The sequence below is a fragment of the Rhodospirillales bacterium genome (assembly GCA_016710335.1).
GTDB lineage: Bacteria > Pseudomonadota > Alphaproteobacteria > Rhodospirillales > Defluviicoccaceae > JADJXQ01.
On the sequence record JADJXQ010000007.1, the window covers coordinates 47,283 to 61,298 of the forward strand.

Consider the following 14,016-nt stretch of genomic DNA (forward strand, 5'->3'; position numbering starts at 1 on the left):
GAAAACATCAACTGAAAACGCCATATCGTCGAAAATGTTCCACTACAGGCTTGGGCGTTTCGAAGTCCAAAGACGGGAAATCAATGGCTTGCAATACAATGTTCCCGCCCCGTTCCCACACCACTGTTCAAGTTCAGCTTGAAGGGAGGGAGCCGTCCCTGCAACCGTTGGTGCGCTCAGCGTCTCGGTGGCCACCAACGTCAGGACGTACGCGGCCCGGAACCGGCGCCGTTACCCTCCGCTTCCCGGCGCCGCCGCCGACGGTTGAGGCGCCAGGGACTGGTAGTAGAGCGTCACGGCCCGGATCTGATCGTCGCTCATGCGGGCGGCGATCGTCCGCATGATGTGGGCGAACGGCGTGCCGCCGCGGGTGTCCTGTTGCCAGGCCCGGAGCTGCTGCTCCAGATAGCCGGCGCGCTGGCCGGCGAGCCGCGGATAGAGCGGATGCGGCTGGACGGATCGTCCGTCTGGTAGAGGGCCGTGACAGACGGCGCAGGCAGGCACGCCGTCGGCGGGCGCACCCTGGGTGGCGATGTCGCGGCCGCGCGCAACCAGCGCCGGCTCGCCCGGGTCGGGAACCGCCGGCGCCTCGGCATCGGCGAAGTGCGCCGCCAGCGCCAGCATCTCCTCCTCCGACAGCCCGGCCGCGGCCGGCTGCATGAAGCCGCTGTAGCGGCGGCCCGCCGCGTACGCCTCGAGCGAGGCGAGAAGGTAGGCCTCGCTCTGGCCGGTCAGCCGCGGAAACGCCCCTTCGCCCCTGCCGGCGCCGTCGCGGCCATGACAGCGGGCGCAGTTGGCCAAAGCCTCGCCGCCGCCGATCTCGTCCAAGGTTCCCGGCGTCAACGCCGCCGGGCTGACGCTGCCGGTCTCCGTGCGCGCCTCCGCCGCCGCCCCATCGCCGCCGGCTGCATCGCCGCCGGCTTCATCCCTCCCAAAGGCCAGCCGGCGGTATTCGGCGGGTTCCATGTCCGGAAGGCGCAGCAGAAACGCCACCATCGCCCACACCTCGTCCTCGCGCCCGAACGCCACCCAGGCCGGCATCGCCGTCATCTTGACGCCGTTGCGGACGATCCAGAACAGCTCCTCCGGCTCCCACTTGTGGAGTGTCTCGGCCAGCACCGGCGGCGGCGGCGTCATGGCCAGCGCCACCGGCGACTGCGGCTGGCCGGGCGCGCCGTGGCAGGCGGCGCAGCCGGTGGCGTAGTGCCCCGCGCCGCGCAGGACCATCCCCGGATCGTCGAGGGCCGGCGCCTCGATCCCGAGCGCGTGGGTTTCCACCGACTGGCGCATGGAGAAGTGCAGGAACCAGCTCGTGATCGCCCAGTGGCCGGTGCTGGCGCCAACGTTGATGATGCCGGACCACGCGACCAGGAACCCGGCAGCGCCGATCGCCGCCGCCGCACCCGTCAGCCACAGGAGCCGCCGCTTCGTCGCGCCCTTCATGGCGCACCCGCCTTCGCCGCTGCATGAACGCGCTCCGGCTCCGCGCGCAGCAGCCGCGCCGCCAAAGCCAGCCCTCCCGCCAGATAGGTGGCGCCGCCCACGATCAGCATCAGGGTCCCGCCGAGCTGTTGATCGGCCAAGCCCACGCCCGCCGCCAGCCCATGGGATTCGCCGTAGAGGGGCCGCGGCGCCAGGGCCAAAAGGGTTCCCAGCAACGTCATGTGCATGGAGGTCAGCAGCAAGGCGATGACGCCGGCAGCGGTCCTGTTCCGGGCCGCGACACCGTCACCGCCGGGTCCGCTCAGGACCGAGAGCCACAACACGAGCCCCGCCAGCAGAAACGACGCCTGCTCCAACACCAGCATCGCCGACGCCTGCCGCGCCGCGTCGTGCAGGGCCGGCGCATGCCAGCCCCAGACCACCGCCAACTCGAACAACGACGCCGGTATGGCCGCAAACAGCACCGGCGCGACGCGCACCGGATCGAGCCGCGCCCCCGCCAGCGCCAGCGCGATCAGCGGCGCTGCAACACACACCACCGTCAGATGGGCCGTCATATGCGCAGAGAAGCCGTGTCCAAACATCATCGCCGGCAGTCCCGACCAGGCTGCGGCCAGGGCCGCGACTCCCGCGACAAGCGGCAGCGAGCGCGTCATCGGCCGGGCGAGCGGCGCCGGGCGCATCATCGACACGTCTCGAAAATCAATGCCGGCAGGGCGTCGAACACCGTGCCGATGGCGCTGAGGATGCACAGCAAGAGCGTCGCCAAGCCGATGAACCGTCGACGTTCGCCGACCGTGTGCCGCGACAACGGCGGCCGCTTTGCAACGGTTCCACCCCATGTAAGCCAAGCGCGCCATGCGGCCCAGCCGATCACTGCCAGCGCCACCGCGGTGTAGGCCGCGACTGCGAGGCGTACCGGCGCCAGATCTCCTCCCACCTTGGCACAGAACACCGCAGCCGTGACATAGCTCAGGAGGAAGTGCGCCGCCCAGACGGTGGGGCCGATGATCAGGTCCCACTGGCTCTGCTCATCGTGGGTGTCGGCATCGAAGGCGTCTCGCAGCATCTCGCGCATGGCACCTGTCCTTTCGGTCATGTCGCCAGCGGGAACAGGCCGACCACCGCATACGCGATGACCGCCGTCACCATGAGAAAGTGCCAGTAGAGCGCAACGTTCCAGATGTCGATGTCGTACTCGGGGGTGAGCCGCCCGGCAACGCTGCCGGCCAAGCAGTAGAGGTTCATCAGCGCCCCGACCGCGGCGTGGATCGCCACCCACATCACCACCACCCACACGGTTGCCGGGTACGAGTGCAGGGTGGGGTCGAGCCCCGCCGCCCACGGCCCCGCCAGCAGTCCCGCACCTCCCGCCAGCGCAAGCGCCGCTCCGGCGCCGGTCGCAAGGCGCATCGCGCGGATTGCGCCACGGGCGTTCAGCAACCGGCCGCCGAGCGTCGCCGCCCACCCTGCGGCGAGCGACGCGAGGCCGAGCGTCAGCCAGCCGAGCCCCGGCGCCCCCTGCCCTTCCGGCGGAAAGTCAGGGTGAATCGTCCAGAAAAAGAAGTAGCCGAACACCAGTCCGCCGAACGCCGTGAGGTCGCCGATCATGGTGATGAACATGGCCCACCACCCGACCGAAGCCGGACCCGACCCGTACGTCGGCAGGACCAGGCCGAGACCGACATCCTTCCGCGGCCTTTCCGGAATGACCGCCGTGCCGGTCCAGAGCCAGTTGAGAATCATCGCAACCGCGAGGGCGCCGCTGACCACGGCGGCGATGTACCAATGGAAGGTCGCAAAGATGAAGGACCCGCCGGTGAACGCGGCGGCGATCATGGTCTTGAAGGTCGGACCCGGCACCCTGAGGCACTGGACAGGATCGCCATCGAGCACCGAGGTCACCATGGTCTCGCGCTTCCCCTCCTGGGCGTCTGGAAGGTAGTACCGGCCCTCGTCGACGTTACGCATCAAGTCCGGCTGGTCCCACAGCGGATAGCGGCTCCGGATCAGCGGCACCGAGCGCACGCCCCACGGCTTGCCGGGCATTTCGGCTAGCCACTCGAGGGTCCCGGCGTTCCACGGGTTGCGCGCCGACCACCCCTGGCGCTTCTTGGGGCGGATTACGTCCCAGACGACGATCAGGATGCCAAAAGCGAAGACGAAGGCGCCGACGGTCGCGATCGCGTTCGGCCACTCCCAGCCGAGCCCGCTCGGGTAGGTGAACACCCGGCGCGGCATCCCGTCGAGGCCGGCGATGTGCATCGGGAAGTAGGTCAGGTTGAATCCGACGAACAGGATCCAGAACGCGTTGCGGCCGAGGGTGTCCGAGAGCTTGCGGCCGGAGATGGACGGATAGTAGTAGTAGATTCCGCCGATCACCGGGAACAGCATGCCGCCGATGAGCGTGTAGTGGAAGTGGGCGACCACGAAGTAGGTGTCGTGGGCCTGCCAGTCGAACGGCGCCAGCGCCACCATCACCCCGGTGAGCCCGCCCATGACGAAGATGGCGAGCGCCCCGCCGACGTAGAGCATCGGCACCGCGAGGATGACGCGGCCGGCGAGCATGGTCGCGATGAACGCGAAGATCTGAACGCCCGTCGGTATCGCGACCGCCGTCGAAGCCGCCGAAAAAAAGCCGAGCGATATCCCCGGGAGGCCCGTCGTGTACATGTGGTGGACCCAGAGCCCGAAGCTGAGGAAGCCGGTGCCGACCGCGGCGAGCACGATCCACGAGTAGCCGACAATCGGTCGCTGCGCGAAGGTGGGGACGATCATCGCCACCAGGGCGACTGCGGGCAGGAATATGATGTAGACCTCCGGGTGCCCGAAGATCCAGAAGAGGTGCTGCCAGAGCAACGGATCGCCGCCCCGCGTCGCATCGAAGAATGGCCAATCGAAGGCGCGCTCCATCTCGAGGAGAAGGTCGCCCGCGATCAAAGGCGGGAACGCGAACAGGATCATCCCGGCAACCACGAGGACGTACCAGGAGTAGAGCGGCATCAGGTTGAGGCGCATCCCCGGCGGCCTGCACTTGAGGACCCCGACGATCAGTTCCACCGCCGCGGCGATCGACGCGATCTCGATGAAGCTTAGGCCGAGAAGCCAGATGTCCGGGCCGTACTCGGACGCCGCGTATTGGGTCGTCAGCGGCGGATACATGAACCATCCCCCCGCCGGCGCCGCGCCGAAGAAGATCGAGCCGGACACGAAGACGCCGCCGATCACGAACGACCAGAAACCGTATGCCGACAGGCGCGGGAACGGCAGGTCGCGGGAGCATAGGATCTGCGGCAGGATGGCGATGGAGAACGCCTCGAACAGCGGCACGGCGAAAAGGAACATCATCATCGTGCCGTGCAGGGTGAAGACCTGATTGTAGAGTTCCGCCGAGAGAAAGTCGGCGCCCGGCGTCGCCAACTGGACGCGCATCATGAGCCCGAGCACGCCCGCGAACAGCATGAACAGGAAGGAGGCCGCCATGTACCAGAGGCCGATCTCAGAGTTGTTTACCGCCGACCAGTAGCGCCAGCCGGTCGGCGTCTTCCAGGCGCGCAGCAGGCGTTCAGCCTGCGCCTCGCGGAGCGCCACGTCGTCTTGCGCAGCGCCGGCAGGTGCGTCCTCTGCGCCCATCGTCACTGCAGGCTCTCCAGGTAGACGGCGATGGCGTTCAAGTCCTTTTCTCCAAGCGCGCCGAAGGCCGGCATGCGGGCGCGCGGCTTGACCTCGTCCGTCGCGCTTATCCAGCGCACGAAGGCGTCGACGTCGTTGGGAAGGATGCCGGCGGCGAGGGTCAAGCGGCTGCCGACATGGGTCAGGTCCGGTCCGATGACCCCCGTTGCCGGCGTCCCGCGAATGGTGTGGCAGGACCCGCAACCGGCGGACAAGAAGGCGTCCTGACCGGCACGGGCGGCTTGTTGTTCGGGCGCCGCCGCAGTCCCGGCTTCCCGTTGCAGCCAGGCATCGAAGGCGGCGGGCTCCATCACCTGGACGCCGAACGCCATCAGGGCGTGGGAGGCGCCGCAGTACTCGGCGCAGACGCCGCGGAACGTCCCGGTCTCCGTCGGCTCCAGCACCATGCGATTGATCCGGCCGGGGATCATGTCGACCTTGCCGCCCAGCGGCGCGATCCAGAACGAATGAATGACGTCGGCGCTCGCCATCTCCAACTCGATGCGGCGGCCGACCGGCAGACGCACCTCGTTGGCGCTCTCGATGGGACGCTCGGATCCCGCCGGCCAATAGCGCACCCGCCACCACCACTGCTCGCCGGTGACGGAGATGCGGAGTTCACCGCTCGCCGGGGATCGGAGATCAGCCATCATCCATAGAGCGTAAGCGAGAAGGCCGCCCAGCAGCACGGTGGGCACGGCGATCCCGCCGCCCATGATCAGCCACCGGGATACGCCGGCGACCTCCTGTACCGCCCGGGCACGGGCGGCGTAGACCGCCAAGCCGACCACCAGCACCCAGATCACGGCTGCGGCAATCGTCATGCCCCAGAACAGCTGCGCGGTTCGGGCCGCGCCGTCTCCCGCCGGATCCAGCGCTCCGCCGCTGCAACCTGCGAGCGTCGCCGCCGTCGCAGCGACCGCTGCGCCAAGCCCAGGCCTCGCAGCGACCGCTGCGCCAAGCCCAAGCCTCGCAGCGCCCGCTGCGCGACCGCCGAACCTTGCAGCGCCCGTTTCCACCCGCGACCGCATCCTCCCCTCCCGCGCTCTTTGGAAGAACACGAACCGGATCGGTTGGTTCCGCCCGCGGCCACAGCGCCGGCTTTGTTGTTGGCCGCGTTCAAGAAGCATATCAGGATAGGCGACGGTCGTGCGGAGATGGCAGTGATGGGCGAATACAAGCGGTTCATTCTCTTAATCGTGATCATGGCCGGCGTGGCGTTGATCATCGGCGCCACGTCGATCGGCATTCTCTACCAGACCTCCGTCGATCAACAGCGCGACCGCCTCGCCGAGATGGCGCAGAGTCAGGCGCGTCTGTTGGAGGCCATGGCGCGAAGTGCCGAGCGCACTGAAACATCACCGGGCAGCGTCGCGGCGGCGACGCTGGCGCAGGTGACCGATGCCTATGAGCGGCTCCAGATCCAGGGGCTCGGCAACACCGGGGAGTTCACGCTTGCCAAACGGGAAGGCGATTCCATCGTGTTTGTGCTGCGCCAACGGCACTCCGAGGACAACCAGCCCGACCCCGTGGCCATTCGGTCCGGCCTCGCCGAGCCGATGCGCCGCGCACTGTCGGGGGCGTCGGGAACCATCATCGGCCAGGACTATCGCGGCGAGACCGTGCTGGCGGCGCACGAACCGGTCGGGATTCTGAACCTCGGTATCGTCGCCAAGATCGACCTCGCAGAGATCCACGAACCCTTCTTCAAGGCGGGCGGCGCCGTCCTTGCCATTGCCATGATCACCATTGCCGGAGGCGCAGCGCTGTTCTTCCGCGTAGGCGAGCCCATCATCCGCCAGGTCCGCTTGAGCGAATCCCGCTTTCGCGAGTTGTTTGAAAACATGAGCAGCGGCGCCGCCGTCTACGAACCCGTCGGCGGTGGGGCGGACTTCGTACTCACGGACCTCAATCGAGGCGCAGAAGCGATCGATCATGTCCGCAGACAGGATCTGCTGGGTCGCCGCGTCGGCGAAGGCAGCGCACGCGATACCGGTTACTTCGACCTCTTGAAGCGGGTTTGGCGGACGGGTCAGTCGGAGCACTATCCCATCAATTTCTTCCAGAGCGATCATGTGTCCGGCTGGCGCAAGAGCTTCGTATGCAAGCTGCCGAGCGGCGAGGTGGTGTCGCTGTTCGAGGACGTGACCGAGCAGAAGCGGACCGAAGAGACGCTGCGGGAAAGCGAGGAGCGGTTTCGGAGCATCACCGAGACGGCCGGCGACGCAATCATCTCGATCGACGCGTTGGGCACCGTCGTGCTGTGGAACAAGGCGGCCGAACGCATCTTCGGCTACACGGAGGAGGAGATCGTCGGCCAGCCGTTGCTGTCGCTGGTGCCCGAGCGTTACCGCGAGCGCCACCGGATCGGACTTGAACTCGCGGTCGAGGGGGGCCAGACCCACCTGACGGGGAAGACCCTCGAGATGGAGGCGGTCTGCAAAGACGGCACGGAACTGCCGGTGTCGCTCTCGGTGTCGACGTGGACCGCCGCCGGCAGCCGGTACTTCACGGGGATCATCCGCGACATCAGCGCGCGCCGGCGCAACGAGCAGCGGCTGAAGGAAAGCGACGCGCGCTGGCGATCACTGATCGAATCCGGCTCCTTCGGGATCGTCATCGTCGACTCCGACTACCGCATCCGCTTCGCCAATCAGGCTGCCGAACGGCTGTTCGGGCAGACTGCCGAATCGATGAATGGACGTCCATTCCAACATTCCTTGAACGACACCGAGCAGGTCGAGATCAAGATCGAACGGAGCAACGGCTCCATCGCGTTTGCGGAAATGCAGGCGCTGCCCACCTACTGGGACGGCAAGCTGCAACACCTTGTCATCATAAAGGACGCTTCCGCCCGCAAGCGCGCCCAGCGCGACGTCAGCAAGATGTTTCAGGCGATCGAGCAAAGCCCGTCATCGGTGGTGATCACCGATGTCGAGGGCAGAATCGAGTACGTCAATCCGAAATTCTCGGAGGTCACGGGCTACGGGTTGGCGGAGGTCGTCGGCAAGAACCCGCGCATCCTCAAATCCGGACACACCCCCCCGGAGGAATACGAACGTCTGTGGTCGACGATCACCGCCGGCCAGGTGTGGCGCGGCGAATTTCACAACAAGAAGAAAAACGGAAACCTGTTCTGGGAGTTCGCATCCATCGCACCGGTCAAGGACTCGCGCGGCCAGATCGTCAGTTTCGTGTGCGTCAAGGAGGACATCACCCAGCGCAAGGTCACCGAGGATCATCTGCGCCAGGCGCAGAAGATGGAGGCGATCGGGCAGTTGGCCGGCGGCCTTGCCCACGACTTCAACAACCTGCTCGGCATCATTCTCGGCAACCTGCAGCTCCTTCAGGAGAGCGAAGGGCTCGATGCGGAGTGCCGGGAACTGGTCGCCGATGCCCTGTGGTCGGCACAGCGCGGCGCCGAGCTAACCCATCGTTTGCTGGCGTTCGGCCGTCGGCAGGCGCTCAACCCGCAAGTCATCGACGTCAACCGGATCGCCTCCGGGATGGTGGACCTGCTGCGGCGAACGTTCGGCTCGAACGTCAAGATCCGCGAGACGTTGAGCGCAGACCTGTGGCCGGCGCTCGCCGATCGCGGTGAGTTCGAGCGGGCGTTGGTCAACTTGGCTGTCAACGCCCGCGACGCCATGCCGGACGGCGGGACGCTCACCCTGGAGACTCGGAACGTCGTGCTCGACCGCGCCTATACGGAAGAATTCGAGGACGTCAGGCAGGGCGCCTATGTCCTGTTCGCCATGACGGACACCGGCACGGGCATGTCTCCCGAGACGATCGAGCGGATCTTCGAGCCCTTCTTCACCACCAAGGGCATCGGCCAGGGGAGCGGGCTCGGCCTCAGCATGGTCTATGGATTCGTGCACCAGTCCGGAGGCCATGTCTGCGTATACAGCGCCCAAGAACTGGGAACGTCCGTTCAGCTCTTCCTGCCGCAGGCGAAGGCGGCAGTAGCGGCAAACGAACACGCAGCGGCGGCTCGAGACCTGGCGGAAGAAGGTGGGGTCGCGCCGGGCGCCATCGTGGACCTGTTGGACCGCAAGACCGTTCTGGTTGTGGAGCATGACGGCAAGCTGCGCAGAATCGCCGTGAAGATGCTGAACGCCATGGGGATGCTGGTGGTCGCCGTGGACGGCTCCGTGGAGGCGCTGCAACGCCTCAAAGATCTCCCTCGGATCGACCTGTTGTTCACCGACCTGACCCTCGACGGGTCCATGACCGGCGAGCACTTGGCGGCTGAGGCGACGGCGCTTCGCCCCGGTCTCAGAGTGGCGTATGCCAGCGGCTTTCCGCGGGGAAGCTTGCACGGCTACCCGACGCCGACAGCAACACCCTTGATCCTGAAGCCATATTCGCAACGGGATCTGGCGCGCGCGTTTGCCGGACTGTTCGCGACAGCCGACGCCTGAAGGGGCGATCTTGTTGCGCGTTTGCCACGCTATCGCCAGAATTCCATTGCACCGCTTCCTGACCCTTGACCGCACCGACATCGGGATGATCTACATGTGGCCCCCAAGAGATAATGGGGATCGACACGCGGACGCCAGAACGGCACGGGTCCTGGTGTCGTCTATGGATATGGCGGGCGAATGACTCGCCATACGGAGGCTCAACGTGAGGGGCGTGGACGACGATGACGATCGAGTTCAGCATTGACCGCTATGTCCGGGCGCATAACCACAAGCCGCGGGGCTACCGCCTGTGGTATTTCTGGCTGCCGGACGACGTGACCTACAGTCACGCCGGCACCTATTCAGAGGCCAAGCGCGCCGCCATACGGGTTGTCGAGAAGCGGTGCAAGCACTCTGCCGCGGCGCTGATTCGGGTGTGCGCGTAGAGGCTCATCCGTCTTCGATGCGCACACGCGCCGACAGCCTCCGCAGCAGCGAGCGGGTCATGTTGGCGACCACCCGCCGGCGGTACCCGGGCGGCGTGAAGGTGCTGGTCATCGGCTGAATCTGTTTCGGGATCAGGTCAACGAGCCGGGCGATTGCGGCGTCCTCAAGGCGTTGACCCACCACTGCCTCCGTTCCCTCGACCAGCAGCGGCCTGGGGTTGGTGCCGGTGAGGGCGACGCGGACGCCGGCCACAACGTCGTCGTCGAGGCGCACGGCGGCAGCGACGCCAGCGAGCGGGAAATCGATGGCGCTGCGGACCCGCGCCTTGGCGTAGCCGCTTCGCCACCCATCCCGGTTCGGAACCCGCACGGCGACCACCAACTCGTCCGGATCGAGCCGCACGTGGTCCCGGCCGTCCTCCCGGTACAGGTCCGGCAACGGGATGACGCGGACGCCGTCGGCGGAGGCGATTTCGACCTCGGCGTCCAGGACGATCAGCGCCGGCGCCACGTCGCCGCTGTACGCCGCGAAGCAGGCGACGGTCTTCGGCGCCACGTGGCAGACATCGCCCTGGTGTTTGAAACAATAGTCGTTGCTGCGCCGCCACCACTCGCTCTGGTTATAGAACACGCAGCGAGTGTCGAGACAGAGGTTGCCGCCGACGGTCGCGACGTTGCGGTGGGTGCGCGCCGCCACCTTCGTTGCCGCCTCGACGAGCACGGGATATCGCGCGCGCACCTCCGGGTGCTCGCCGAGAGCAGTCAGGGTCACGGCGGCGCCGATGCGGAGACCGTCCCCATCGGCCTCGATTCGGCCCATCTCGGCGATCTCCGACACGTCGATCAGAGTTCCAGGTGCTACGATGCCGCGGCGGATGTTGGGCACGATGTCGGTGCCGCCGGCGAGCAACCGGGCTTCGGGGGCGTCGCGGCGGGCGCTTACCGCCTCCGCCACCGAGGCGGGGCGAATGAGCCGGAGTTCCGGCATGTACTCCATCAGGCCGCCCTCCCCGCCCGGCCTCGGCGCTGTGCGCGCTCCTGCCGCTCCATGGCGGCCATGACCCTGTCGGGCGTCATCGGTGTCTCCCGCATGCGTAGCTGGATGGCGTTGTAGACCGCGTTGGCGACTGCCGGGATGACGCTGGCAAGTGCGCCTTCGCTGGCCTCCTTGGCGCCGTACGGGCCGTTGGGATCGACGCTCTCGACGATCTTCACCTCAATGTCGGGGGATTCGACGATCGTCGGCACCCGGTAGTCGAGCATGTTGGCGGCCATGGGCAGGCCGTTGTCGTAGCGGGTTTCCTCGCTCAACGCCTGGCCGAGCCCCATCCACACGGCCCCCTGCACCTGGCCCTCCACCGACAGGCGGTTGAGGGCGTAGCCGCAATCGTGCGCCGCCCACACCTTGTCGACGGTGACGAGGCCAGTGTCCTCATCGACGCTGACCTCGGCGACCGCGGCGGCGTAGGAGTACGCCATCGAACTGCCGACCGCGGCGCCGCGGTACTTGCCGCCCTGGTAATCCCGCGGCACCGTAAACGTGCCCTTGACGGTGAGGGTGCCGGTATCGACCAGCGCCTCCTCCACCACTTCGTCGAACTTGAGGCCGCGATCCTGGCTGCCGGCGACCCGGTAGACTTCGCCAAGGCACTCGATGTCCCCGGGTTCGGCTTCCAGCTTGCGGGCGGCCGCGGCGACGAGCAGGCCCTTGAGGTTGTTAGCCGCTTGCAGGGCGGCATTGCCGACCATGAAGGTGACGCGGGACGAGTAGGAGCCATTGTCCTTGGGCGTGATGCGGCTGTCATTGGCGACGACGCTGATGCGGGACAGGTCCAGCCCGAGCACGTCGCCGACGATTTGGGCGAGGATGGTGGATGAGCCCTGACCGATGTCGGCGGCGCCGGTCAGGATGGTGATGCCGGCGTCGAAGTCGAGCTTGAGATTGACCACCGCGTGGGGCTCGCCCGTCCAGTGTACCGGTTTGGCGGCGCCGCTGACGTAGTGCGAGCAGGCGACGCCGAGGCCCTTGCCTTTGGGGAGGTGGCCGCGCCGCTCCCGCCAACCGGACGCTTCTTCGACATAATCGAGGCACTCCGGCAGACCGTAGCTTTCCACCATCAGGTCGTTGATGGTCCGGATCGGCGCCGTGAGCAGGTTGCGCCGGCGCATCTCGATGGGATCGAGGCCAAGGTCCAGCGCCGCTTCGTCGAGAACTGATTCGAAGGCGTAGCGGACGTTGACGGTGCCGTGACCGCGCATCGCCCCGCACGGCGGGGTGTTGGTGTAAACCCGGTAGCCGTCGTAGCGCACCGCCGGGATGTCGTAGATGGCGTTCAGCAGGGAGCCGGCGTAAAGGATGGTGACGATGCCGTAACCGCCGTAGGCGCCGCCGTCCTGCACCGTCTCACAGGCGCAGGCGGTGATGCGGCCGTCGCGGGTAACGCCGAGCTTGATCGTGACATCGGTGCGCGGCCGGCCGCGATGGGTGATCTGGGTTTCCTCGCGCGAGAGCTTGAGGCGCACGCGGCCGCGGGCCGCACGCGCGAGGAGGCAGGCAATGATCTCGAAATTGAGAGTCTCAGTGCGGTGCCCGAAGCCGCCGCCGATGAACGGCTTGACGACGCGGATGCGGGACGTGTCCATGCCGAGGCACTGGGCGACCTTGAGGTGCACGTAGTACGGCACCTGGGAGACGGTGTGCAGGGTCATGCGGTCACGCTCGGCGTCGTAGGCGGCGAGCGAGGCGTCCGGCTCCATCTGCACGTGGGTGACCTCGGCGCAGGTGTAGGTGCGCTCCAGGATCGTGTCCGCAGCGGCGAAGCCGGCATCCACGTCGCCGAACTGGTGGTGGACATCGCGCTCGAGGTTGCCCGGGCGGTTGCCGTGAAGGTCGACGGCGCCCGGCGCCCGCGCCGGCCTTGGCGTTGAATGCGGCGGGCAGTTCGTGCACGCGCGCATGCGGATCAGCGAGAGCGCGCGCTCCGCCGCAGCCTCGTCGATCGCGGCAACGGCAGCCACCGGATCGCCGCGGTAGCGCACCCGGCCCCGCGCCAGTGGGTATTCGTTCTGGGCGATCGGCAGAATCCCGAACGGCACATCGCAGTCGTCGCCGGTCAGCACCGCAACGACGCCGGGCACCGCCCGCGCCTCCGCCACGTCCACCTCGAGAAGGTCGGCGTGGCTGTAGGGGCTTCGGAGGATCCGCCCGACCAAAGCGTCGGCATGCGCGAAGTCTGCGGTGTATTCGGCGGCGCCGCTCACCTTCTCGACGCCGTCGATCAGCGGCACCCGCTCGCCGACCAGACGCGCCGGCCTGGTCGCGGTCAAACCTTCCGTCATGGGGTGTCCCCGGCGGCAGCGGCGGCGTGCACTGCCTCGATGATCTTGGTGTAGCCGGTGCAGCGGCAGATGTTGGCGCTGAGGCCGTCGCGGATCTCCGCGGTCGAAGGTGCGGGCGCGCGCCGCAGCAGCCCCTCGGCGGCCATGATCATCCCGGGCGTGCAGTAACCGCACTGGGAGCCGAGATACTCGTGGAACGCCCGTTGCAGGCGGGACAGACGCCCGTCGCGGGCCGCGCCCTCGATGGTCTCGATGCGATGACCGGCCGCACGATGCGCCATGGTGATGCAGGAGAGCCGCGGCTCATCGTCGATCAGCACCGTGCAGGCGCCGCATTCGCCGCCGTCGCAGCCCATCTTGGTGCCGGTCAGCCCGACCACCTCGCGAAGGTAGTCGATCAGCAGCACGTTGTCCGCGACTGCGTCCTCCCGCGCCCGCCCGTTGAGCGTTAGACGCAGCATCATCTTAGCCACCGGCGTCGCCTCCCCTCCTCCGCACTTCATCGGACGGGGGATTCGTTTGCCCCCCGAACATTAATTATATTATAGCATCGGACACTTCAACGCAACCGGAGTCGGCGCCGAGCGCGCGTGACCGGCTCGCTTCATGAACCGCCGCAGACGGAGGGAGGGGACGAGAGTGACCGGGTGTCACATCCGGGCGCCGGAGCGCGGACTCGCCGCGCTCAACCAGGGCGGGCGCGGTCCGAA

Annotated in this window: 10 protein-coding genes; 2 read left to right on the plus strand and 8 right to left on the minus strand. The window is 67.4% G+C overall.

Annotation, left to right across the window (positions count from 1 at the left end; translation table 11 throughout):
* Positions 1-231: 231 nt before the first annotated feature.
* From IPM60_11680 to coxB, 5 genes are read right to left on the minus strand one after another with little or no spacing between them, the layout of a single operon-like run.
* A complete protein-coding gene (locus tag IPM60_11680) occupies positions 232-1,443 on the minus strand; it encodes a c-type cytochrome (GenBank protein ID MBK8908528.1) in 1,212 nt (403 codons plus the stop codon).
* A complete protein-coding gene (locus IPM60_11685) occupies positions 1,440-2,099 on the minus strand; it encodes a cytochrome c oxidase assembly protein (GenBank protein MBK8908529.1) in 660 nt (219 codons plus the stop codon). The genes IPM60_11680 and IPM60_11685 overlap by 4 nt, the downstream gene beginning before the upstream one ends.
* A gap of 26 nt (positions 2,100-2,125) precedes the next feature.
* Positions 2,126-2,512 carry a hypothetical protein gene (locus IPM60_11690; protein MBK8908530.1) on the minus strand — a complete coding sequence of 129 codons (387 nt, stop codon included), beginning with the start codon at positions 2,510-2,512 and terminating at the stop codon, positions 2,126-2,128.
* A gap of 26 nt (positions 2,513-2,538) precedes the next feature.
* A complete protein-coding gene (gene ctaD / locus IPM60_11695) occupies positions 2,539-5,076 on the minus strand; it encodes a cytochrome c oxidase subunit I (protein ID MBK8908531.1) in 2,538 nt (845 codons plus the stop codon).
* Between the two features lie 2 nt (positions 5,077-5,078).
* Complete coding sequence (coxB, locus tag IPM60_11700) at positions 5,079-6,146, minus strand: cytochrome c oxidase subunit II (GenBank protein MBK8908532.1); 1,068 nt, start codon at positions 6,144-6,146, stop codon at positions 5,079-5,081.
* 135 nt (positions 6,147-6,281) lie between these two features.
* On the opposite strand from coxB, the gene IPM60_11705 reads away from it, so the two are divergent.
* Entirely contained in the window at positions 6,282-9,539 is a 3,258-nt protein-coding gene (locus tag IPM60_11705; GenBank protein MBK8908533.1) for a PAS domain S-box protein, read from the plus strand.
* 224 nt (positions 9,540-9,763) lie between these two features.
* Complete coding sequence (locus IPM60_11710) at positions 9,764-9,967, plus strand: hypothetical protein (GenBank protein ID MBK8908534.1); 204 nt, start codon at positions 9,764-9,766, stop codon at positions 9,965-9,967.
* Positions 9,968-9,971: 4 nt separating this feature from the next.
* On the opposite strand, the gene hcrB is transcribed toward IPM60_11710, so the two are convergent.
* The 3 genes from hcrB to hcrC are packed head-to-tail and all read right to left on the minus strand — an operon-like array spanning position 9,972 to position 13,809.
* Entirely contained in the window at positions 9,972-10,964 is a 993-nt protein-coding gene (hcrB, locus tag IPM60_11715; protein ID MBK8908535.1) for a 4-hydroxybenzoyl-CoA reductase subunit beta, read from the minus strand.
* Positions 10,964-13,306 (minus strand): 4-hydroxybenzoyl-CoA reductase subunit alpha, encoded by a 2,343-nt coding sequence (hcrA, locus tag IPM60_11720; GenBank protein ID MBK8908536.1) that lies wholly within the window; start codon positions 13,304-13,306, stop codon positions 10,964-10,966. The genes hcrB and hcrA overlap by 1 nt, the downstream gene beginning before the upstream one ends.
* Positions 13,303-13,809: a 4-hydroxybenzoyl-CoA reductase subunit gamma gene (gene hcrC / locus IPM60_11725; protein MBK8908537.1), complete on the minus strand. Its 507-nt coding sequence runs from the start codon at positions 13,807-13,809 to the stop codon at positions 13,303-13,305. The genes hcrA and hcrC overlap by 4 nt, the downstream gene beginning before the upstream one ends.
* Positions 13,810-14,016: the final 207 nt, after the last annotated feature.